The following is a 23,456-nucleotide window of genomic DNA, read 5'->3' on the forward strand; positions in this document are numbered from 1 at the left end:
AATGGACACAATAGCTAAAGATTTATGGGATAGAAATTTATTAGCCAAAAATTTACTACCCTTTGCTAGAGATGCTGGTGGTAATTATTTTTGTATTAAGATCAACAATGGAAAAATTTACTATTGCACATTTGATACATGGTCTGACAATCTATCTGTATCTGATAATTAAAGTAAAAGTACACTTTTCCTGTGTAATAGCTTTAATGAATTTATGTCTAAATTAGTTTGTGAAGATGACTTATGAATTTTTTAATATAATTGTATTACCTTTTGTTTCATCTAATAGTTAACTTATATCGATAACAAAGCTTATATACAATACGAAGTTTTACATAGTCAACTACAATAATTCAGCTATACTCGCAATAGCCAACCGCAAAGCAAACAGACTGCCAGCGGTACCTATTACTATCGCTATTATGCCGAACACCACCTAACAAAAATACAACAGAACCTAAGCTCTCAAGGACAATATTTAGACAAATAAATTTGCTTACATTACAATACTTTAGATACTACGATCCTGGTATAGGCAGATTTACACAACCGGACTCGATTGGGCTCTTGGCTGGGTTTAATTTGTATCAGTATGCACCTAATGGGGTGACATGGATTGATCCATTAGGCTTTTGTTGTGGTCTAATGGTAAAGAAAATTAAGGATTTATTGGCATCACCATCAGGACTCTAGATATATGCAGCTGACTCCACCGATTTACGTAATACAATACGATATTCAGGTGGAATTTTAATAAGTAAAAGGTAATTTATAGTTATGATCATTTGTTCTAGAAAACCGGCAGCATTACAAGATATATCTGATTTTGAGAAAAAAATACAAAGTATTTTACCAAACGATTATAAAGATTTTTTGATAAAGTTTAATGGAGGAAGGCCTTCCCCGGCTTCTTTTAAATTTTTTTCAGATAGAACTGACGCATCTTCTGTTGACCAATTTCTTAGCTTAGGGAAAGAAAAAAATAGCAACCTTGAAAAGTATTATTTTAATTATAAAAATAGGATTCCATCAGGTTTTATTCCCATTGCCCATGATGCAGGGGGTAACCTTGTTATTATGAAACTAAAAAATGAAGACAACCAGATTTATTTTTGGGATCATGAGCTTGAAGCTGATGAGGAAGAAAATCCTAATATGGAAAATGTCTATTTAGTTTGTAAATCATTTTCTGATTTTATAAACAACCTTTATGAAGAAGAAATTTAGATAATCCTAAAGGAAATGGCGAACGTGATCTCTGGCGAGTCAGCAAAGAAGACCGACTTGTAAGATTAAATGTATTAACAGGTAAAAAATTATATTAAATTTTATTATGGAGTACTTATACTGTGCTGATTAAAGGTAACCTTTATCCAATAAACGATATTATTTCTTATATAAAAAACTCAACAGAAAGAAATGATAATTTTTGTATTTATAGCGAATTTGATGAAGATTTAAAGAGTAACAAAAGTTATTATATTGGTGACTATCCAAATGTGGATGATGATGGAAAAGAAATCTATCCATCTTTTGTTTTAAAAAAGAAACTATACTTTCTTTATTCAGGAGAGCAATTTGCTGATGTAATCGATTCAGTGATGGAACAGAAACCTTCAGCTACAACAAAAGACTTTATAAAAGCCTTAAATTATTATTCTGAATATGATGATTTTTTAGATTTCTAAATATACCCGTTCATATTATCAATACTCATTGGATATGAAAACTTAAATGAATGAAATTCATAACAAGGATCAAAAGGAAAATTGGACACAAAAGCAATTTAAAGAAGCTTTAAATAAACGTATAAAAACAAAAAGAATTGAACCACGTAGTGGAAAACTATTTTAAATAAAAATTCAAGTAAGCATTTTAAAGGATGTTGTTATGATTTATGAACTTATGATATCTTCTTGTTATCCTGATCGTTATTGGTTCCAATATGTCTCAACAGGAGATGATTATTACGAACTTTTACAATGCAAAAAGATTCAATCGAATAACCCAATAGTTTTTAAATTAGAAAAAAAAGTAAGTGAAAAACGTTTATTCTCTTATGATATTTATTTCAGTAGTGGTCCTGTTTTTATCTCGCCTAGACTTGCCAATTTACTTTCAAGCAATCAAGATTTTTTACATGATGTCCAGCTAATAGATGCAACTATAACTGTTAATGGTTGCAGCTATTCTGGTTATAAAGTATTAAATATTCTTCGTTTAATATCCTGTATTGATATGAATAAATCTGAATATATACCAATATTAGAGAGTTATCCTGATGGACCAATGAAATTTTTTGAAATGGTCTTTAAAGAAGATATAAATGAGCAATTTTGTATGGCAAGGAGTGAAGAATCTATAGGGTTAATTGTGATGTCAGAGTCGTTACGCCAGTTTTTTATAAAAAATAAAGTAAAAGGAATAGATTGATCCACATCATGTAATCAAACTGTCTATGGATAATAGTGAAGTTTAAGTAAACCTTTTAAAGGATGTTGTTATGATTTATGAATTTATGATAGGTAATTATGCTAATCGTTATTGGTTCCAATATGACTCAACTGTCGTTGATCTTTACGAACTTTTACAACTTAAAGAGATTCAAATAAATAAACCCTTAGTTTTTAAATTAAAAGACAAAGTCAGTGAAAAGCGTTTATTCTCTTATGATTTTTATTTTAGTGATGGTCCTGTTTTTATCTCGCCTAGACTTGCCAATTTACTTTCAAACAATCAAGATTTTTTACATGATGTCCAGCTAATAGAGGCAACTATAATTGTTAATGGTTGCAGCTATTCTGGTTATAAAGTATTAAATATTCTTCGTTTAATATCCTGTATTGATATGAATAAATCTGAATATATACCATTATTAGAGAGTTATCCTGATGGACCAATGAAATTTTTTGAAATCGTCTTTAAAGAAGATATAAATGAGCAATTTTGTATGGCAAGGTGTGAAGAATCTGAAGGGCGAATTGTGATGTCAGAGTCGTTACGCCAGTTTTTTATAAACAATAAAGTAAAAGGAATAGATTGATCCACACAATGTAATCAACTTTTCTATGGATAATAGTGAAGCTTAAGTAAACCTTTTAAAGGATGTTGATATGATTTATAAATTTATGCTAAGTAATTATCCCAATAGTTATTGGTTCCAATATGTCTCAACAGGAGATGATTATTACGAACTTTTACAATGCAAAAAGATTCAATCGAATAACCCAATAGTTTTTAAATTAGAAAAAAAAGTCAGTGAAAAACGTTTACTCTCTTATGATATTTATTTCAGTAGTGGTCCTGTTTTTATCTCGCCTAGACTTGCCAATTTACTTTCAAACAATGAAGATTTTTTACATGATGTCCAGCTAATAGAGGCAACTATAACTGTTAATGGTCGCAGCTATTCTGGTTATAAAGTATTAAATATTCTTCGTTTAATATCCTGTATTGATATGAATAAATCTGAATATATACCAATATTAGAGAGTTATCCTGATGGACCAAAAGAATTTTATAAAATGGTCTTTAAAGAAGATATAAATGAGCAATTTTGTATGGCAAGGAGTGAAGAATCTATAGGGTTAATTGTGATTTCAGAGTCGTTACGCCAGTTTTTTATAAACAATAAAGTAAAAGGAATAGATTTATCCACATCATGTAATCAATCTATCTATGGATAATAGTGAAGCTTAAGTAAACCTTTTAAAGGATGTTGATATGATTTATGAATTTATGCTAGGTAATTATCCCAATAGTTATTGGTTCCAATATGATTCAACTGTAGTTGATCTTTATGAATTTTTACAATGCAAAAAGATTCAATCAAATAAACCCTTAGTTTTTAAATTAGAAAAAAAAGTGAGTGAAAAGCGTTTACTCTCTTATGATATTTATTTCAGTGATGGTCCTGAATTTATCTCGCCTAGACTTGCCAATTTACTTTCAAACAATCAAGATTTTTTACATGATGTCCAGCTAATAGAGGCAACTATAACTGTTAATGGTCGCAGCTATTCTGGTTATAAAGTATTAAATATTCTTCGTTTAATATCCTGTATTGATATGAATAAATCTGAATATGAACCAATATTAGATTATTTGCCAGATGGACCCAAAAAATTTTATAAAATCGTCTTTAAAGAAGATATAAATGAGCAATTTTGTATGGCAAGGTGTGAAGAATCTGAAGGGAAGATTGTGATGTCAGAGTCATTACGACAGTTTTTTATAAAAAATAAAGTAAAAGGAATAGATTTATACACATCATGTAATCAAACTGTCTATGGATAATAGTGAAGTTTAAGTAAACCTTTTAAAGGATGTTGTTATGATTTATGAATTTATGATAGGTAATTATGCTAATCGTTATTGGTTCCAATATGACTCAACTGTCGTTGATCTTTACGAATTTTTGCAATGCAAGAAGATTCAAACAAATAAACCCTTAGTTTTTAAATTAAAAGACAAAGTCAGTGAAAAGCGTTTATTATCTTATGATTTCTATTTTAGTGATGGTCCTGAATTTATCTCGCCTAGACTTGCAAATTTACTTTCAAACAATCAAGATTTTTTACATGATGTCCAGCTAATAGATGCGACAATAATAGTTAATGGTTGTAGCTATTCTGGTTATAAGGCATTAAATTTTCTTCGTTTAATATCCTGTATTGATATGAATAAATCTGAATATGTGCCAATATTAGATTATTTGCCAGATGGACCCAAAAAATTTTATAAAATGGTCTTAAAAGAAAATATAAATGAGCAATTTTGTATGGCAAGATGTGAAGAATCTATAGGGCGAATTATGATGTCAGAGTCGTTACGACAGTTTTTTATAAAAAATAAAGTAAAAGGAATAAATTTATCCAAACAGTATATTGATAATGACTTCATATTTTCGTACTGATATAGATATATTCACGTAGCCTGACCCGATAGTTAACTGTTAGTGAAATAAAATAATGAACGAAATTGATTATACTTTACTTGATTTACCAATGTTACTTACTAGAAATAAAAACAAATGGTGGCAAGATCCTATTATACAAAGCTCAATAGCTTTATTAGGCTTTTTAAAAAAACATGAATTATTAATCGATGTTGAACCGTTTGATGAGCAGGGAAATTTGAAAACCGATACGGTTGTTAAAATGTCAAACGTAACTCCAGAAGGTTTGGAATTATTTAAAGCTGCTGTAAATGGATGGTATGATTATTTAGCTAGAAGTACCGTTCCTACCAAATATCAAAATGTTAGTCGGCTAGAAAAAGCTTTAGCTAAAATTCGAGAAAGTAAAAATAATTAAGTAAGATAAACATCTCACAATAGATAATAATTAAAATATGAGGTATTTATGGCTTTGGATTTTATAGCATCAAGTAATCAAAAAGAAATAGATGAAAATTCACCGATATTTTCACTTGAAAAATCTGATTACGATGAATTATTCAATAAAGCAAAACCATTAAATCAGTATTCAATAATAAAAAAACTTGATGATTATTATGCTGATACAATCATTCTATATGGGGAAATTCAGCCGTTAATAAAAGAACTTGAAAACCTTATCAAAATAAAAAAATTCCAACCGCAATCAATTATTGATTTTATTAATTTTTTAAAAGAATCTTTTAATGATGGATTAAATATATATATCAATAGTGACTAAAGGTATTGAGTGGTAGACTTTATTTTATCTGTGCTGTGATCTTAATATTGACCGATTTAACGAGTAACACTATACGGCATCGGTTGAACGGCAAAAATTACATGTATCACACCATGTCGATGTTTTGTATGATACCTGATGGATTAAAGCGTTAAAAAATGGATGTCAAATATGAGTATGGTTGATTTAGATATCGTAGATGTTATAAAAAAAGGTGGTTTTTTAGCGTGTTTTTCAACTCCAGAAAAGAGACATTTTGTTAATGATTGTCAATTAAGTGTGATGAAATCAGCTTTTTTATATACGGCAACTTTAAATCTTTTTAATATAGAAATATGCATTCCCAAAAAGCAGCGGAATGGGTATGAAACAATCGATAATAAATTGTCCAAAAACATCAATTATATAAACTATATCAATTTAAGTGATTATCACGGGATAATGAAAACAACATTTAATGATCTATTACAATCTAATACGATCTTACTGTTACCAGAATATACAATAAAACAAGAAACGGATATTGAACAAATTGAAATAGAATTTAATAGCGGCACTACTATCATTTATCAAAATAGCAATTTGCCTCCTGCAATTATATCGAATAAATTAAAAAATCTTATTTTAGAATAAACGACAAGCTTACTGGGTAGCCCACAATACCATACCACATCAACCTACTGGATAGCGAGTTTATACCGATCGAGTATTGAGGATGTAGTGAGTTATGCCAAACAGCAATTAGATAGCGTGACACAAGAGTGAATAAAACTTAAGGCATTATTTACCTTACTTAGCATATAAAACGCCACCAGCCGTTTAACCGAAATCTGCATTGAAAAAATTAAATTGTGTTGAATATATATTGTTGTTTAAATGGAAAATAGCGCTTAGAATCAAAACAGTGATAAATCGAAAGGACGATGTAAATGAAGATTGATTTTTTATTCTTGTGGGCTGAAGTCGGTGTTTATTATGAAATTACAAATACGGTTTTAAATCCGTTGGTAGAAAATCTCAATAAATTAAACAAAACGCTTCCACATTATGACAAATTGTTTAAAACAACAGATTATGATTTATTCTTTACTATCTCTGCCACGCAAGAAAACAAAAATTTAGTTTATGGCCCGTTAGCCTCGTCAAAACGAAAAGTGGTTCATTTTTCAATCTTTATACCTTACAAAACGTTTAGTTGCCATACACAACAAATGTTCTATATTCTTGATACCATCGCAGAGGGAATTATTTTTGTATTTAATAAATATAAAGTGGATCCTTCAGGGATAAACGAAGCGTTTGAAACATTAAAAACATTGATTGCCAAAGACCCAGAAAGATATCAAAAATGGCTAAAAGATCTCGAGGACTGATAACTTAAAAACTAATAGTGCTTAAGGCGTTATTGCCTTAGATAGATTGCAAATGTAGCCAACCATTTGATAAAAGTTTTTATCGAAAAACACAAAACTAATGTACAAAATAATACGAATATTGAAAGTGCTGTTTTAGAGAATATAAAAAATAGTAGATATAAGGAATATCCATGAATCGTGAACCACTTTATCACCTGTATTATTCAGGAATGGGCACTGTCGATCTCGATCCTGAATGGGAGCATAAAAACAGAGAGCAATTTTGTCATTATTGCCATAAACTAAAATTACCTCACGGTGGCATGGATTTGATTACGGATGGGAAAATCAGGAAAAACCTAGATATGGCCATGGTAGATCATCTTCTGATACCTAGTAGTATGTCACTGCGCTTATTGAATTTGCTGGGTGAAGAGGCTGAAAAACATTTAAATATAGGTTCTATTTATAATAAAGTGGAAAGTGAAAAACATAAACAGCCATTTGTAACTTTTATCAGTAAATATGATTACATTGTACTGAGAGGTGAAAAACCATATATTTTTGATAGACAGCCTGTTCCTGAGAATGATCGTCTTTTTGTCTGCCCTGAATGTCATTTTCACTCAAGAAGAGAACATGCGCCGTGGTTTTTACTTGAAAGCGAATATCCGAAGTATCCAATATGCTGTACGGAAATGGGTTTACTTTTATATGAAAGTATTTATGAAAGGCTGAAAAATATCAAATTAGTTGGGGTATGTGTAGAGAAAGTCAAGGTTAAATAGCAAAATACTGATTCTATTGAAAACGCTTTTCAACAACAAAACCAGTAGAGACACTGAAAATTGATGAGCATTATACAAAAACAGGAAAATTCCAGTTGGCAATCAAAACAGTGATAAATCGAAAGGACGATGTAAATGAAGATTGATTTTTTATTCTTGTGGGCTGAAGTTGGCGTTTATTATGAAATTACTAATACAGTTTTAAATCCGTGGAGAACAAATCTCAATAAATTAAACAAAACGCTTCCACATTATGACAAATTGTTTAAAACAACAGATTATGAATTAGTATTTACCATATCTGCTACACAAGAACACAAAAATTTAGTCTACGGTCCTTTAACCTTATCAAAACGCAAAGAAGTGCATTTCTCAATTTTTATACCTTATAAAACGTTTAGTTGCTATACGCAACAAATGTTCTATATTCTTGATACCATTGCAGAGGGAATTATTTTTGTATTCAATAAATATAAAGTGGATCCTACAGGGATAAACGAAGTGTTTGAAAAATTAAAAACACTGATAGCCAAAGACCCAGAAAAATATCAAAAATGGTTAAAAGATGTAGATGAAAAAGATATAGATGAATGGTGACACAAGAGTGAATAAAACTTAAGCCATTATTTACCTTACTTAGCAGATAAATGCCACCAGCTGTTTAATCGAAATCTGCATTGAAAAAATTAAATTGTGTTGAATATATATTGTTGTTTAAATGGAAAATAGCGCTTAGAATCAAAACAGTGATAAATCGAAAGGACGATGTAAATGAAGATTTATTTTCCACAATTATACGCTGAAGTAGAAGCTAACTATGATATTACTAATACGGTTTTAAAGCCATTGAGAACAAATCTCAATAAATTAAACAAAACGCTTCCACATTATGACAAATTGTTTAAAACAACAGATTATGATTTATTCTTTACTATCTCTGCCACGCAAGAAAACAAAAATTTAGTTTATGGCCCGTTAGCCTCGTCAAAACGAAAAGAGGTGCTTTTCACAATTTTTATACCTTATAAAACGTTTAGTTGCTATACGCAACAAATGTTCTATATTCTTGATACCATCGCAGAGGGAATTATTTTTGTATTTAATAAATATAAAGTGGATCCTTCAGGGATAAATGAAGTGTTTGAAAAATTAAAAACACTGATAGCCAAAGATCCAGAAAGATATCAAAAATGGCTAAAAGATCTCGAGGACTGATAACTTAAAAACTAATAGTGCCTAAGACGTTATTGCCTTAGATAGATTGCAAATGTAGTCAACCATTTGATAAAAGTTCTTATCGAAAAACACAAAACTAATGAACAAAATAATACGAATATTGAAAGTGCTGTTTTAGAGAATATAAAAAATGATAGATATAAGGAATATCCATGATGCGTGAACCACTTTATCACCTGTATTATTCAGGAATGGGCACTGTCGATCTCGATCCTGAATGGGAGCATAAAACCAGAGAGCAATTTTGTCATTATTGCCATAAACTAAAATTACCTCACAGTGGTATGGATTTGATTACCGATGGGAAAATCAGGAAAAACCTAGATATGCCCATGGTAGGTGATCTGCTGATACCTAGTAGTATGTCGTTGCGCTTATTGAATTTGCTGGGTGAGGAGGCTGAGAAACATTTAAATATAGGTTCTATTTATAATAAAGTGGAAAGTGAAAAACATAAACAGCCATTTGTAACTTTTATCAGTAAATATGATTACATTGTTCTAAGAGGTGAAACGCCAAATATTTTTGATGGACAGCCTGTTCCAGAGAATGATCGTCTTTTTGTCTGCCCTGAATGTCATTTCCACTCAAGAAGAGAAAGAGCGCCGAGGTTTTTACTTGAGCACGAATATCCAAAATACCCAATATGCTGTACGACATTTGGTTTACTTTTATATGAAAGTATTTATGAAAGGCTGAAAACTATCAAATTAGTTGGAGTATGTGTAGAGAAAGTCAAGGTTAAATAGCAAGATACGTATTCTATTGAAAACAGAATAGCATGCCGGAAAGATCTGATCATGGAACTAATATTGTTGGTGCTGTTATACAAAAACAGGAAAAATTCCAGTTTGCAATCAAAACAGTGATAAATCGAAAGGACGATGTAAATGAAGATTGATTTTTTATTCTTGTGGGCTGAAGTTGGCATTTATTATGAAATTACTAATACAGTTTTAAATCCGTGGAGAACAAATCTCAATAAATTAAACAAAACTCTACCACATTATGACAAATTGTTTAAAACAACAGATTATGAATTAGTATTTACCATATCTGCTACACAAGAACACAAAAATTTAGTCTACGGTCCTACAACATCGTCAAAAAATAAAGTGGTTTATTTCACAATTTTTATACCTTATAAAACGTTTAGTTGCTATACGCAACAAATGTTCTATATTCTTGATACCATAGCAGAGGGAATTATTTTTGTATTTAATAAATATAAAGTGGATCCTTCAGGGATAAACGAAGTGTTTGAAACATTAAAAACATTGATTGCCAAAGATCCAGAAAAATATCAAAAATGGTTAAAAGATATTGATGCAAAAGATATAGATGAATGGTGACACAAGAGTGAATAAAACTTAAGCCATTATTTACCTTACTTAGCATATAAAACGCCACCAGTCGTTTAACCGAATCTCCCATTAAAAAATTAAATTGTGTTGAGTATATATTGTTGTTTAAATGGAAAATAGCGCTTAGAATCAAAACAGTGATAAATCGAAAGGACGATGTGATGAAAATTAATTTTCCATTTTTGTGGGCTGAAGTTGGCGTTTATTATGAAATTAGAAATACGGTTTTTAATCCGTTGATAGAAAATCTCAATAAATTAAACAAAACGCTTCCACATTATGACAAATTATTTAAAACAACAGATTATGATTTATTCTTTACTATCTCTGCCACACTAGAAAACAAAGATTTAGTTTACGGCCCGTTAGCCTCATCAAAACGAAAAGTGGTTAATTTCTCAATTTTTATACCTTATAAAACGTTTAATTGCTACACACAACAAATGTTTTATATGCTTGATACCATAGAAGAGGGAATTATTTTTGTATTTAATAAATATAAAGTGGATCCTTCAGGGGTAAAAGAAGTGTTTGAAAAATTAAAAACACTGATAGCCAAAGACCCAGAAAAATATCAAAAATGGTTAAAAGATATTGATGCCAAAGATATAGATGAATGGTGACACTAGAATGAATAGAACTTAAGGCATTATTTACCTTACTTAGCATATAAAACAGCATCAGCTGTTTAACCGAAATCTCCCATTAAAAAATTAAACTTACCGAACGCCTATGATGCCTTAGACCGACGTATCGTAAAACATCATCGGGCATCAAATAAAAGAATAACACTCTATTTTATTTAAAGTTGATAGCACTAAGGCTAAAATAGTTAAACGACAAAATGTTTTTTTAAGACGATACATAGAAAACATTTTACTGAGATAAAAAAATAAACTTCAAAGCGATATTAACAAGAATTTACTATTGTGAGTGAGTTTGAGGGGAAAATATGGAATGGACTGGTAATATGTATGGATTTTATACCGATAAATCCGTCGATGATGTATGGTTTTCATTAATTAAAAAATTATCATCTATTAATTATAAATATGAACAAAGTAGTTTTAGAGATGAAGAGTTTCTATTTTGTTATAAAAACGATGAAATGCGAGATTATCATGAGAATCATGGTTACAATTTAGATTTACAAGGGGAAGGTTGTTTTTTAATTGAAGCAAAAAGCACACAGTTAAATGGAATAGCAACTTTATTTGAATTTGATAATGCTTCTGATTTTGAACCCTATGATATAAATTTGCAGTTTAACCAGGTCTTTTATTATGTACTTGTGTTACCCGATCTCATTGAGAATTCGAAATTTTGTCATGATATACACAGTATGTTTATTAAGATTCTTCATGAGAAAAATGACAACATTAGGTAAATATCTACTTTCAAAGTTGTTATTGTTGAAATTGCATTAATCTAAAACAAGATATTTTATGAAATATCAGGGGACGCTATTCGATAGAGATGCATTAAACATACTTCATCTGAATGGTTTAAAACAATAGTCACCAAAGCTTTTTTTACAAGCTTTAAAAAAAGGCTATAAATATTTTGATGATATGCTAACTTTAATACTAACAATTTTGTTTTTGAATTATACCCTATTCGTTGAATGGAGAATTTTAGATGGAAAAAAGAGTTATTGAAATGTTGAATATTCTTGAGCAAGAGATGAATATTAAATTTCCGAATTTGTATGTGAAATATTTATCCGAAGAGGTTCAAGATAAAGAGCCATATGAATTAATTAATGAAAGGGAAGAGTACATATACATCTATAATATAAATAATATTAAAGAGAGAAATAGTACCTATAATATACAAGACGTTGAGCCTAATTATTTTTTAATCGGTCAAGATGGTGATATAGGCTATTTTGTATCTGTAAAAAAAGATAATGAATCTAATTTTATATATAGTTTGGATTTGGGGGCGTTAGGCTGCCTTGAAATGGATAAAGAAGCAACTGATATTTATCACTTAGGAAAATATGTTAAATGATGTATCTGAAAACACTATTCAAAATCAATTGCTTCGTTTTCTTATACCATTAAGCGGATGATAGCTAAATATAAAATAGTGGATTGATTGAAGCAATAACTCGGTATATTGCTTTGAATATAGGCTCATAAATAATAAAAAAGAAAAATGTCAAAAGTGGTCCTAATTTTTACGAAATATAATCGTAAAGCTAAACTAACATAATATTATTCACTGTAGCGTATCAAAAGTGGGAGGAAGAAAATAATGAATAAAACAGATCCTATTTTATATGATTTGCCCATGTTGATAGCTAAAAATAAAACAAATCTTTGGCAAGAGCATAGCACTAAAACTTCAACAGCTTTAATGCGTTTTTTAAAAAAACATGATTTATTGATTGGTGTTGAGCCGTTTGATGAACAAGGAAAATTAAAAACTGATACGATAATTAAAAAGTCAAACTTGACGCCTGATGGCTTAGAATTATTTAAAACAGTTGTAAATAGTTGGTTAAAATATATAGACAGGAGTAGTGCTGCTAATAAATATCAAAACTTCAATCGACTTGAAAATGGTTTAACCGAAATTAGAGATTTTATAAAAGCAAGGGATGAAAAAGATTATACTTTACATAATTTACCAATGTTGCTTACTAGAAATAAAAACAAATGGTGGCTAGATAGTGTTATGCAAAGCTCAACAGCTTTATTTGGTTTTTTAAAAAAACATGAATTGTTAATCGATGTTGAACCGTTTGATGAAAAAGGAAATTTAAAAACCGATACGGTTCTTAAAAAATCAAACCTTACACCAGAAGGTCAGGAGTTATTTGATATTGCTGTTGATGGATGGTTTGATTATTTAGCTAGAAGTACTGTTCCTACCAAATATCAAAATGTTAGTCGGCTAGAAAAAGGTTTGGCAAAGATTAGAGAAAATAAAAACAAAGAAGTCGATTTTACCGTATACGATGTTGCTGCATCACTGGCTACTAATAAAATCAATCAGTTACCTGAGCCTATCATACAGTCTTCAATTGCTTTATTGGCTTTTTTAAAACAACATCAATTATTGATCGGTGTTGAACCATTTGATAAAAAAGGAAATTTGAAGACTGATACGGTGATTAAAAAGTCAAACCTGACGCCAGATGGCTTAGAATTATTTAAAACAGCAGTAGATGATTGGTTAGCGTCAGTAGACAAGACAACTGCTGCTAATAAATATCAAAACGTTAGTCGTCTTGAACAAGCTTTAGCACAAATTAGAGAAAGTGATTAAGTTAATTCGTATTGAATTGAAGCGTTGTTTCTGATTTTTGTTGATTCATTTTTAGACGTTTATCGAGAAATGAATTAGCATTGGGTTATTGTTGTTAAATAACCTGCCATAAAATAGATCGTCTTAGGATCAATCATTCAAAGTTTAAAGAAATGGAAAGAAAATATATATTTGTTAGTTAGGGAATAATATGGAAAAAAATGTACAGCAGGCTGTATCAGTGTTAAAAAATTTCATTACGGATATGAATAAGTGGGAAGGATATTGTGAACCACTTTGCGAGCTAATCGAAAATGATGAGGATGACGAGCCTTTAAAAGATAAGATGAGAAGTGAGTTAAATACTATATTCAATCAGTATTGTACTATTAAAGAAAGAAAGTACGGTCGCCAAGTTTCATTAGACTGTGGATATCCACCAGAGTATTCACCGGATGAAGAAATACTAAAAACTGAACAACTGTCAGAAAACAAACTACTCATTTATACGCAACAACATACAGAATTTAAAAGTCAGTTTCGTTATTCCTTAATATATACTCATAAACAATGGCGAATTGATAAAAAAGAAATATTTAATAAGTCTGATAATAAATGGGAAAAATTTTCATTATAAAAAGGGATAACGGCTTGTAACGTCGCTTTAACTTGATAATTGTCGTTATTCGATTGCTAAGCTGTATGTCTGAAATTATAGATATCAATACCAGCCAATATAAGCTCAATAAACGAAATGGATTTGTTTCATTTAATGAATTGTTATCTCTATTTACAATTTGATACTTTAAATAAAAGATAAAAGCTTATAGCGTATTATAAAATGAACTCGGTCGTCTTTATTACATAACAGAATAAAGACAATGAAATGGCATTTACACTTAAAATTATATTGAATAATTTTGCCTACTTTTCGATTGATGCTTATAACATTATGCCAATGTAGCAATAAGACTTAAATTTTTAACTTACTTAAATATAAGCTATTAAATTTAATTAAATCAATGTAATGCAAAGTATCGTTGAATAACATACTGTTAAATTAAATGTTATATTGTTAACACCATATAATGTTATAATTTAATAAGTTCCAATTAATTTAAAGAAGTTATGACAAAGTAAAAAAATGATAACTAAAGCGATACCAATCAAATACGGCATTATTTATGCTCGAAACGCATTAATTTTAAAAAAGGTTAACTTGGATTGCTATCCGTTTACATTGATTGTTGAAACGTCATTATCGCTAGCTAATTGTCAGCCCGAAGTATTGAACGTGCCTGATGAATGGGTAAAATTTATTTTTACTGATATTGATAACTTATCTATTTCTCAATTAGATAATTATCCTAATCAAAGATATTTAACCTCAAGTTTTGATCTTGTTGAACAAGTTCATCACAAAGGTAAAAAACGCATAATACTCAGCACGTACGATCATATTTTTGATGTTGTTGGTCGTTATCGTATTGAATACTAAGCATAATCAAACGTAGCGTATTGATTAAAAATAATGAGTGTAACATGGTTAACAAATAAACCGGCAATGTTTGGTAAAAGTTGTATTAATGAGCACTATAATATAGCTCGTTACTTGGTGTTAAAAATATTGCAATTAGCTCGTATTCTTACATTTATAAAAGTAAGATCACCTTCAATAATGTTTTATTCTTTTAGAAAAGTATTATCCATACATGCATTTAGCACTTAAATATGTAAGTCACAACTATTCACGGTTTGTGTGTTGGGTCTTCAGTGATGAAAATTCAATCCATTCTTGATGAACCACAATATCCAGTTGCAAAACTTAATTAAAAAATCCAAAATTTACTGCCATCTATATGGCAATATCAACATTTATTCAGCTAATGATGTTGTCGAAGTAATTAATATTGATTTTCACGGTAATCAAAAGCATCCCGTAATATTGGGAAAACCCGACAATTGGCGGCTTGCAAAATGGTTATCATGGGCTGAAAGTAACGCTTGGCAAGTTGAACAGGGGGATCAACTGGTTAATTTATCTACCAATAATTTGACCATTCAATTATTTCTAAGTGGCAAGTTAGCGTTAGTTTCACTCTACTCATCTTAAATTAGTTTGTAAATTGTAAATAGAGTAAAATCATCCCAACTTTAGAATATTTACTATAAACTTTTAACTAATCTTACTATATGTTTAAAACTTAGAAAAGTCATGAATTTATTGGTAAATTAGTGTGATAAAATACATTGAGTACCTCATCGATTTAATCATCAATTGCGAAGTAATTTGAAATATGGATATTTATAATAAAAAACTACCAACAATCAGGCAATTGCAATATTTTATTGCGATTTGTGAAATGCATAGTTTTCGTGCTGCAGCAGATAAACTGGGTGTAAGTCAACCACCACTATCTGTGCAAATAAAAGAACTAGAAGATAAACTGCAAGTGAGCTTATTTTTAAGAAATTCCCACAACATGGTATTAACTAAGGAAGGTGAAAAATTTAAAAGCCAAGCACTGGAGGTATTAAACAGTTTATGTCAATCAGTGGATAAGATTAAATCTTGTCAAGGCAATAAAGTTATGTTAGGTATGACGAAAACTTTGTGTTTTGATTTTATTCCTTTTTTCAAAAAGTTTTTAGCAAATTTTAATGATAGCATACAACTTTATCAACATGACTACACGTCTAAAGAGCTATTATTAGAACTCCAAAAAGGCAATTTGGATTTTGCTGTTGTATCTGATTTTGCTTCAAGAAACCAACAAGAAAATTCGATGTTAATTTATCAGGAGCCACTTATTTTGGTTCTTCCAGAAAGTCATCCTTGTAGCCAACAAGATTATGTTGATCTAAATGATGTCACTGATTTACCTTTATTTTGGTTTAAAGCTCATTTAAATAAGACTTTTTATGCACAGTGCGAGTCTGTATTTAAAACCTTAAATCATCCATTGATTCGCCGAGCTGAACGACCAGACACGCTTTCTATGTTATTGGATATTGCACTAGGTAAAGGTATGATGCTATTACCTCAGTCGATGACACAGGCCAAAATTGATGGGGTAGTGTATAAAAAACTGATTAGTACCCAAACCAGTAAATTATATATCGACATTTATCTTGTTTGGCGCAATAATTTACATACAAATTTGATTTATGAACAAATCATCAATTATTTCAAATTGTTATAAGTCGTTACTTAAAAGCGTATTTGACTAATTGTGATGTGAAAATAGTGATGATAGCTTTACAAAGTAGTTTAATCAAAGGAGCGCATGATTAAACATTGTATTGAAAGGTAATGTCGTTTTTACTCTAGACCAGCTCGATAACCCTTAAGCGTTTAAAAATGGCATTGCGGTAGATTGTATACAGTTGATGTTATCGTATTGAAAAATTAGAAGGATTTTTACATATTAATGATATTGTAGCTAAAAGTTCGGACCTAATTTTGTTTTAAAAGGTCCGAAATGACATTTATAGAAATGATACCATTAAAAATTTTACCTTTGCCTATAATTGATTAAGCGTGTTTTTTATGGATTGATGTCAGTTAATTGATAAACCGATTCATCACCCCAAGTACCGATATACAGTTGGTTTTTGTACAAACTTAATGCAACAGCACCAGACAATGATGTAACTAATGTAGTGGTATTTTTGCTATTAACATCAACTTTACGAACAGCCCCAGCACCATTATCAATGACGGCAACTTCGCTAGGTGAAAGGCTTACTATACCTACACCTGGTTGGTTAAATGCACTACCCAATTCTATTTGTTTTCCATTAGTTTCGATTAAAGTTAAGCGCCCACTATATTGTGACACAACTAAGCGATTGTCAGCTAATTGTGTTACACCGACAGGTAATGATAATCCTTTTGCAACAACCTTTTTTTGCTTTGTCGTCAAATCTAAAGCGACAACTTCGCCAGAGGCGCGATTAGTTATCAACAATTCACCTGTATTAGAAAATGCAATTCCAGTTGGCGTATGATAGTCAGTCGATATCTTTTCTACTTTGCCATCTTGGGTGATTTGTAGAATATAATTGCCACTATAAGATGAAACATAGATATTATCTTGTTTATCAATAACTATCCCAGCAGGAGAGGATATGTTGTTATAAATAGTGTTACGTTTACCTTCCGTTGTGATTTTTTCTATTGAACTTCCCGACCAGTTTGTCACATACATCGAACCTTGGCTATCAAAGGCAATAGCGGTTGGAGCACTAAAAGATTTTGCGATAAGATTCAATTTTGCCATAGCTAATTCCCCATATAAAATAAAACAGATAAATAGAGTAATTTGAAAAAATACTTTTTTGATCATTGTTTTTCCTCGTGAAGTGATATTATTGCGATATATGTTCGCCTATAGTTTGAGTATTGCTTTGTTTAATTTTGATTAATTTAATACCAAGTAAAGCTAAAGCAACATTAAGTATGGTTAACATTAAGATAGCAATAATTAAATTAAACCAATTTAATTGTTGATAAATGCTTCCCAATAAATAAGTTCCTAAACTGCCACCAATAAGGCATGCAAGTAAGTATAAAGACGATACAGCGCCTCGTAAGTTGAGTGGTACAATTTGATTGAGCATAGCCATGACAATCGGTTGAATTCCAAACACAAACATAAATAGACAAAAAATACCTAAGCTAATCATCAATAAGTTGGTACCAAAACCAATGATAATAATTGAAGCACTTACGCATAAAAGTAATAAAATGAGTAAATTGTTTTTATTGATAATTTGTGCCAATTTTCCCGTAATGATCGAACCAATAATTGCGCTGATTCCTGCAAAATTTAACCAACCAAGTTCTGTTGAGGTTAAATAAAATGGTGAACCTTTCAAATAAAAAGTGAGCAATGAAGATAACCCTAAATAAACAAAAAACAGCAAAAATCCAACTAATAAGAAAATAATGACAGTTCGATTAAACAGCAGTTTTGATGCGTTTTGATAGGTTTCAATGATACTAATTTTAGGCGTATTGTTTAAAGTTGGTTTGATGGCTGATGGAATAAAAATAGTGACAATTAAAATGAGGCAAGCATAAACCCCAAAAGCAACTTTCCACGAGTAAATATCAGTTAACATGGCCGCTAAACTGCGGCTGAATATCATTCCTACAATTGAAGCTGAAATTAACATTCCCATTGCTTGAGATAATTTTGCGTTGTCTGTATTTTTAGCGGTGTAAGCAAACAAAGCAGCAGGTACTGAGGCGGCAAAAAAGCCAATTAATGACATGACAATAAGATATAGGTTAAATGACGTTACTATATTGGCAATGCACAAGCAAAGTACTGTGCCAAGACTGCCAAATGTCACTAACAGACGTGTTGATAGTTTATCTGATAATGGCCCATAAATGAAAAAGGCTAATGCATAAAAAAAACAAGATAAGCTAAAAACTAATCTCGCATCTAAAATCTCAATGTTAAAGTTTATTGATATCTCCTGAAAAATAAGTTGAGTGATATAAACTGAACCAACCAAAAGCATAATGAGAAGTGCGGATATAATGATGCTCATTTTATTTGATAATCGTTGAGTGGATGTCATCCTTGAATTCATACGGCTAAGTTCCTTATTAAACAATATCAGTGATTGTTATGTACTGTCGGTATATGGCAAGAGTCAAACATCTAAGCCTTAGATTAACTATCACTGTTTTCGGCAATAGCATAGGGTAACAAGTGTATAACATGGAAATACTTATTTTGTGATAGTGAAAAACTATCAGAGTTGAAAAGTCAGTTTAAAATGTGTTGCTTAAGTTATTTTTATAAATATTAATATATATAACAATTAGTTAGGTATAAAACTTAGTTTAATCGTATAAAATCAAACAGACTAATTGAATGATGTCTTTAAATAAAAGGAATAAGCGAAGTTGACCATTTTATGTAAGTATCGATGATTAAAAGTGATTCGTAGTTAATTGAATAAAAAAGTGTAAATTTTCATCTGGATAAGTGCCTTGTAAAATAACAAAAAATGATGATTGTGCTATTTAAATGGTAATTGAACATGTATTTATGAACAGTAAAGTAATTAAATTACTTGCTTTATGCTCAATCTCTATTTTTTATTCCCCATTTATTCTAAACAAAGTGCTTTAAAAAAGTTTAGTTAGCTCTTGAATACTATCAATCTAAAATAAAAGGGGTATTCATATCATTTTTAAAATTAATTATTGTTCGCTTTTTAAGCATGAAGCATAGATAGTTTAATTTCAAGATGAATGACATATTTAACTTTATGGCATTGACAAAATTGTTATACATTGATTTTTGAATAGCCGATTGATTAACAAATAAGGTTATTGGATAATGTGGCGACGAAATAACCGTGTCTGCCCTATAAGGAATAACAAAATGAAATCGAATCTAATCCGTCCGTTATTTTTTATTACTATTGTTTTGTTATTAACCGGTTGTTTTTTCTGTACTTATAAAGTTAACACGGCTGATGTTAGATTAGATCAAAATCAAAAAGTTTGCATCAGCATACCAAAAGAAAAAGCGCGTTCAACTGATGTGTTTAATATTTCATCTAGCAGTATTTTTATAACGCATATTGGTTATATATGGGAACAGGAAGATCATAGTTCAATTTATCAAGCTAAAGCTGGTGAATGTTTACGCTTTGATTATCCTTTTCAAGTCGATGTGGATTATTCAATTGATTTTGTTTCAACCAACCTCAAAAATAAAGAGGACAAACCATGGATTGCTAGTTTTCGGTTAAAAAAGAAAGCTGATGGCAATCTGAAAATATTATGGCCAAATGATCCTGATGAAATTAAGACAGAATAAATTCAGTCAATATTTAATTTTTAAAGGGGTTTATATAAAACTTGTACATTTAATAAATACTGAATGTTGATATACCTATTTGTTAAATGAATGATTAGCTATCAGACAAAAGCAGATAAATTGTGCATATCATTGTTTGCTCTTCATTTATTCAGTAATGATCCTAACTAACAAGCTAATACCTAGTGATCAGTATCCCCATTAATATAATTTGACCTAAATGATTGCTGAGTTTGAGTCGCGCTTTGGTGGGTATAAAATACAAACCTAATAATGGTTACCTTGCATTTTACCGCCATTTTTATTCACTACATCAATAAAGATATCTCGAAAATCACACATTATTTCTGCATTCCAGACCATTGCTATGTCCCAATGTACTGTTTTCTGTTTAGGAATGATGAGCTTTACGTTCCTTGGCAAAAATTGCTTCATACTCTGCGGCATAAAGGCAATCGCATTGCCTCCAGCAACTAACGCTAATAGCGTTGTCAAATCACCATTTATTAATATTTTATTAGGTTGAAGTTGGTTTTGTATCAAAAATTGTTCGGTTTGTTCTGCCAGACATGGAAAGCAATCTTTATCGAGTTGATATAAAGGATAATGCTTTAATATTGCCGATAAGTTATGCCAATCGATAGGGCTACAAGAGGGGATGACCAGGGCAAGTTTTTCATGGGCAATGAGCTGTGAACTTAGTTGATTGGTAAAAGGCATCCGTAGAAATCCGATTTGTAGAGATCCTTCTAATAGCATATTAATTTGAACATTTGAAGGAAGCTGATTGAGCGTAACTTGGCAATCTGGCCTTTGTTTGACAAATTGATCAACCCATAATGGTATTTTTTGATAGGTAGATAAACTAAACCCAATTGATAAGGTTTGTTGATACTTTTTATTTATCTGTTTAGCATAAGTAAGAAAATTGTCATGTGATTGTAAAATGGACTTTGCTTGAGCATAGAGTTGACCACCAAAAGTGGTCGTGGTTGCACCATGACGACCTCGCAAAAAAAGTTGACCGCCAGTTAAAGATTCTAACGCTTGTATTTGTTTGGATAAAGCCGGCTGGGTAATAAATAACGCTTTTGCTGTCAAACCGTAATTACCGGTTTCAACAAGTTTTACAAAAGCACGCAATAATCTTAAATCTATTCCTTGCATTTATTGAATCCTAAAAAATTGGAATTATACAGAGTCTAAAATCAAATCTATGATAGGAATTATTTTGTCAGGATAACAGATATTGGTTGTTTTGACTTGTGTAACATGAAAGATAAGGAAAAAATTATGAGTGAATCACTTACTAAAATTACTGCAGTGTTGTTTGATATGGATGGGGTATTGATTGATTCGAGTGAGGTAATTGAACGAGCGTGGCGTGAAGCTGCACACATGTATGGTCGAACCATTAGCGAAACAGAGATGGTTCGACATATTCATGGTCAACCTGGTCGACATACGATTGCGGCTCTATTTGGGGACTTGCCTATTACTGATCAACAAAAAGTACAGGCACATATTATTTATGTTGAAAACACTGCTATTTACAAACCAATTGCTGGCGTTGCTAAGTTCATTACTGCTTTACATAAAGCCGGTGTGAAAGTCGCCATTGTTACGAGTGGTTGGCTAGAAAAAGTCAATTCGGTCATTAGTTTATTGGAAGTTAATGAGTGTATTTCGGTCATTATTGATCGTGACAGCGTCACTCGAGGTAAACCTTATCCAGACCCTTATCTAAAGGCTATCAAGCATCTTAATATTGCAGCAAAACAGGCAATGGTCTTTGAAGATTCAACCAGTGGCGTTAAATCTGCTGTGGCAGCAGGAACATATTGTGTTGGAATTGGTAATGATTCGCTATTAACTGTGGGGGCAAAATTTACGATTGCCGATTTTTCGCTTATAGAGGTGATTATTCAGCCTAATGGACGCGCAATTATTGATTTTGGTAATGCGCATCGAATATTGGTTGAATAGAATAATAACCTTGAATAAGTTTGCTAAACTTGAGTAGACGATGGATCAAATTGTCAAGTCGCCAGTTAATATCTTTATTAGAATAGACCAATTTTCATTAATTTATTATCCTAAGCAGGTTCGCATTTTTACTTTATATGCTTCTATTTTTGATTTTTTTATTTGTTTTTTTGTTTTATTTTTAGTTAAAAGAATTTTGTTCGTCTTTTTAATTGATCCTAATTGTTAAATCACCTACTATTGATACTCAATTTATAGGTAATGGAATGATATGAATAAAAATATAATTATTGGACTGGCGTGTTTAGTCATGTTGGGATGCAGTGAAAATAAAGTGACCGAGCAGATGCTTGTTGGTAGTTGGTCTTGTGTTTCGAATTTGACGTCAGCTAAATGGCGTAATGGGGTTTTTGAGGATTATGGCGAAGTTAAAATCGAAAAGGGTAATATTAATTATCTGTTAGAAGGTGGCCAACTTTTATGGAAAACAGAAACAGATTCACACCCCTTTGATTTAAAAACTTTTTATGATAAACCTAAGCAGCTAAAAATAGCTCATGGCGGAATAAGAACTGTTCATAAAAGTATTGAGTATTATTCACAGAATAAATTTAAAATGGTTAATGTCTTTGAAACTATTTATCCAGAAGATAGTCTAAACAATCATAGAGAAAGAATTGAGTTTGAATGCTTACGTCGTTTTAATATATAAGTTGTATTAGGATTGAAATGATCTTTTATTTTTAATAATCCAGTTTGGTGATTTTTTATCAGCTAAAATTGCTTAATAATTTCGTTAATTAAAGGTTGTTAAAAAATCAATTGATAAAGGTAGACTTCAGGTAAACGTATCTTTGAGCAAACTAATTCCAATTTTACTATTAAAATTGTTGCAATTTAATTAATCCAAGAATTTTATCGTGAATGAATAACGCTTGTAAAT

The 23,456-nt window shown here is 30.6% G+C and carries 32 protein-coding genes; 29 read left to right on the forward strand and 3 right to left on the reverse strand.

Annotated elements, in window-relative coordinates; translation table 11 throughout:
- Position 1 precedes the first annotated feature (1 nt).
- The 26 genes from A9G03_RS12795 to A9G03_RS01130 all read left to right on the forward strand — a co-directional run bounded on the left by A9G03_RS12795 (position 2) and on the right by A9G03_RS01130 (position 16,879).
- A complete protein-coding gene (locus A9G03_RS12795; protein WP_082209369.1) occupies positions 2–172 on the forward strand; it encodes an SMI1/KNR4 family protein in 171 nt (56 codons plus the stop codon).
- Between the two features lie 320 nt (positions 173–492).
- Complete coding sequence (locus A9G03_RS12800) at positions 493–693, forward strand: RHS repeat-associated core domain-containing protein (RefSeq protein ID WP_218837052.1); 201 nt, start codon at positions 493–495, stop codon at positions 691–693.
- 84 nt (positions 694–777) lie between these two features.
- Complete coding sequence (locus tag A9G03_RS01015) at positions 778–1,227, forward strand: SMI1/KNR4 family protein (RefSeq protein ID WP_065798167.1); 450 nt, start codon at positions 778–780, stop codon at positions 1,225–1,227.
- Between the two features lie 122 nt (positions 1,228–1,349).
- Positions 1,350–1,688 (forward strand): DUF7716 domain-containing protein, encoded by a 339-nt coding sequence (locus A9G03_RS01020; protein ID WP_065798168.1) that lies wholly within the window; start codon positions 1,350–1,352, stop codon positions 1,686–1,688.
- A 202-nt stretch (positions 1,689–1,890) separates the two neighbouring features.
- The gene (locus A9G03_RS01025; protein WP_065798169.1) at positions 1,891–2,433 is read left to right on the forward strand and encodes an imm11 family protein; all 543 of its coding nucleotides are present in this window, start codon (positions 1,891–1,893) and stop codon (positions 2,431–2,433) included.
- Positions 2,434–2,503: 70 nt separating this feature from the next.
- On the forward strand, positions 2,504–3,043 hold the full coding sequence (locus A9G03_RS01030) for an imm11 family protein (RefSeq protein WP_065798170.1): 540 nt from the start codon (positions 2,504–2,506) through the stop codon (positions 3,041–3,043).
- Positions 3,044–3,113: 70 nt separating this feature from the next.
- Positions 3,114–3,686 (forward strand): imm11 family protein, encoded by a 573-nt coding sequence (locus tag A9G03_RS01035; protein WP_065798171.1) that lies wholly within the window; start codon positions 3,114–3,116, stop codon positions 3,684–3,686.
- A gap of 37 nt (positions 3,687–3,723) precedes the next feature.
- The gene (locus A9G03_RS01040) at positions 3,724–4,296 is read left to right on the forward strand and encodes an imm11 family protein (RefSeq protein ID WP_065798172.1); all 573 of its coding nucleotides are present in this window, start codon (positions 3,724–3,726) and stop codon (positions 4,294–4,296) included.
- 37 nt (positions 4,297–4,333) lie between these two features.
- Positions 4,334–4,915, forward strand: a complete 582-nt coding sequence (locus tag A9G03_RS01045) for a hypothetical protein (protein ID WP_065798173.1) — start codon at positions 4,334–4,336, stop codon at positions 4,913–4,915.
- Positions 4,916–4,970: 55 nt separating this feature from the next.
- Positions 4,971–5,315, forward strand: a complete 345-nt coding sequence (locus tag A9G03_RS01050; protein ID WP_065798174.1) for a hypothetical protein — start codon at positions 4,971–4,973, stop codon at positions 5,313–5,315.
- A 48-nt stretch (positions 5,316–5,363) separates the two neighbouring features.
- The gene (locus A9G03_RS01055) at positions 5,364–5,678 is read left to right on the forward strand and encodes a hypothetical protein (RefSeq protein WP_065798175.1); all 315 of its coding nucleotides are present in this window, start codon (positions 5,364–5,366) and stop codon (positions 5,676–5,678) included.
- A 171-nt stretch (positions 5,679–5,849) separates the two neighbouring features.
- Positions 5,850–6,311, forward strand: coding sequence for a hypothetical protein (locus A9G03_RS01060; RefSeq protein ID WP_065798176.1), 462 nt, complete (start codon positions 5,850–5,852; stop codon positions 6,309–6,311).
- 296 nt (positions 6,312–6,607) lie between these two features.
- Positions 6,608–7,051 (forward strand): hypothetical protein, encoded by a 444-nt coding sequence (locus A9G03_RS01065; protein WP_065798177.1) that lies wholly within the window; start codon positions 6,608–6,610, stop codon positions 7,049–7,051.
- Between the two features lie 173 nt (positions 7,052–7,224).
- On the forward strand, positions 7,225–7,821 hold the full coding sequence (locus A9G03_RS01070; RefSeq protein WP_065798178.1) for a hypothetical protein: 597 nt from the start codon (positions 7,225–7,227) through the stop codon (positions 7,819–7,821).
- A gap of 135 nt (positions 7,822–7,956) precedes the next feature.
- Complete coding sequence (locus A9G03_RS01075; protein WP_065798179.1) at positions 7,957–8,418, forward strand: hypothetical protein; 462 nt, start codon at positions 7,957–7,959, stop codon at positions 8,416–8,418.
- A 174-nt stretch (positions 8,419–8,592) separates the two neighbouring features.
- Positions 8,593–9,036 carry a hypothetical protein gene (locus tag A9G03_RS01080; protein ID WP_065633246.1) on the forward strand — a complete coding sequence of 148 codons (444 nt, stop codon included), beginning with the start codon at positions 8,593–8,595 and terminating at the stop codon, positions 9,034–9,036.
- Positions 9,037–9,209: 173 nt separating this feature from the next.
- Complete coding sequence (locus tag A9G03_RS01085; protein WP_218837053.1) at positions 9,210–9,806, forward strand: hypothetical protein; 597 nt, start codon at positions 9,210–9,212, stop codon at positions 9,804–9,806.
- Positions 9,807–9,947: 141 nt separating this feature from the next.
- A complete protein-coding gene (locus A9G03_RS01090) occupies positions 9,948–10,409 on the forward strand; it encodes a hypothetical protein (protein ID WP_065798180.1) in 462 nt (153 codons plus the stop codon).
- A 173-nt stretch (positions 10,410–10,582) separates the two neighbouring features.
- Positions 10,583–11,044, forward strand: coding sequence for a hypothetical protein (locus tag A9G03_RS01095; protein WP_065798181.1), 462 nt, complete (start codon positions 10,583–10,585; stop codon positions 11,042–11,044).
- Between the two features lie 329 nt (positions 11,045–11,373).
- The gene (locus A9G03_RS01100) at positions 11,374–11,808 is read left to right on the forward strand and encodes a hypothetical protein (protein WP_065798182.1); all 435 of its coding nucleotides are present in this window, start codon (positions 11,374–11,376) and stop codon (positions 11,806–11,808) included.
- 251 nt (positions 11,809–12,059) lie between these two features.
- Complete coding sequence (locus A9G03_RS01105; protein ID WP_065798183.1) at positions 12,060–12,434, forward strand: SMI1/KNR4 family protein; 375 nt, start codon at positions 12,060–12,062, stop codon at positions 12,432–12,434.
- A 246-nt stretch (positions 12,435–12,680) separates the two neighbouring features.
- On the forward strand, positions 12,681–13,697 hold the full coding sequence (locus A9G03_RS01110; RefSeq protein WP_065798184.1) for a hypothetical protein: 1,017 nt from the start codon (positions 12,681–12,683) through the stop codon (positions 13,695–13,697).
- A 190-nt stretch (positions 13,698–13,887) separates the two neighbouring features.
- Positions 13,888–14,313 carry an NTF2 fold immunity protein gene (locus A9G03_RS01115; RefSeq protein WP_065632921.1) on the forward strand — a complete coding sequence of 142 codons (426 nt, stop codon included), beginning with the start codon at positions 13,888–13,890 and terminating at the stop codon, positions 14,311–14,313.
- Positions 14,314–14,820: 507 nt separating this feature from the next.
- On the forward strand, positions 14,821–15,174 hold the full coding sequence (locus tag A9G03_RS01120; protein WP_065798185.1) for a hypothetical protein: 354 nt from the start codon (positions 14,821–14,823) through the stop codon (positions 15,172–15,174).
- Between the two features lie 300 nt (positions 15,175–15,474).
- Complete coding sequence (locus tag A9G03_RS01125) at positions 15,475–15,789, forward strand: hypothetical protein (RefSeq protein ID WP_065798186.1); 315 nt, start codon at positions 15,475–15,477, stop codon at positions 15,787–15,789.
- A 184-nt stretch (positions 15,790–15,973) separates the two neighbouring features.
- Positions 15,974–16,879: a LysR family transcriptional regulator gene (locus tag A9G03_RS01130; protein WP_065798187.1), complete on the forward strand. Its 906-nt coding sequence runs from the start codon at positions 15,974–15,976 to the stop codon at positions 16,877–16,879.
- 345 nt (positions 16,880–17,224) lie between these two features.
- On the opposite strand, the gene A9G03_RS01135 is transcribed toward A9G03_RS01130, so the two are convergent.
- Both A9G03_RS01135 and A9G03_RS01140 read right to left on the reverse strand, forming a co-directional pair.
- Complete coding sequence (locus A9G03_RS01135) at positions 17,225–18,025, reverse strand: Vgb family protein (RefSeq protein ID WP_065798188.1); 801 nt, start codon at positions 18,023–18,025, stop codon at positions 17,225–17,227.
- A gap of 22 nt (positions 18,026–18,047) precedes the next feature.
- Positions 18,048–19,283: an MFS transporter gene (locus A9G03_RS01140; protein ID WP_065798189.1), complete on the reverse strand. Its 1,236-nt coding sequence runs from the start codon at positions 19,281–19,283 to the stop codon at positions 18,048–18,050.
- A gap of 803 nt (positions 19,284–20,086) precedes the next feature.
- On the opposite strand from A9G03_RS01140, the gene A9G03_RS01145 reads away from it, so the two are divergent.
- Positions 20,087–20,527: a putative T6SS immunity periplasmic lipoprotein gene (locus tag A9G03_RS01145; RefSeq protein WP_065632928.1), complete on the forward strand. Its 441-nt coding sequence runs from the start codon at positions 20,087–20,089 to the stop codon at positions 20,525–20,527.
- Between the two features lie 267 nt (positions 20,528–20,794).
- Here A9G03_RS01145 and A9G03_RS01150 read toward each other — a convergent pair whose 3' ends face one another.
- Positions 20,795–21,694 carry a LysR family transcriptional regulator gene (locus A9G03_RS01150; RefSeq protein ID WP_065798190.1) on the reverse strand — a complete coding sequence of 300 codons (900 nt, stop codon included), beginning with the start codon at positions 21,692–21,694 and terminating at the stop codon, positions 20,795–20,797.
- 126 nt (positions 21,695–21,820) lie between these two features.
- Between A9G03_RS01150 and A9G03_RS01155 the strand changes: the two genes are divergently transcribed.
- Positions 21,821–22,513 (forward strand): HAD family hydrolase, encoded by a 693-nt coding sequence (locus A9G03_RS01155; RefSeq protein ID WP_065798191.1) that lies wholly within the window; start codon positions 21,821–21,823, stop codon positions 22,511–22,513.
- A gap of 271 nt (positions 22,514–22,784) precedes the next feature.
- Positions 22,785–23,225, forward strand: coding sequence for a hypothetical protein (locus A9G03_RS01165; RefSeq protein ID WP_065798193.1), 441 nt, complete (start codon positions 22,785–22,787; stop codon positions 23,223–23,225).
- Positions 23,226–23,456 lie beyond the last annotated feature (231 nt).

Source organism: Gilliamella sp. wkB171 (assembly GCF_001693755.1).
GTDB lineage: Bacteria > Pseudomonadota > Gammaproteobacteria > Enterobacterales > Orbaceae > Gilliamella > Gilliamella apicola_F.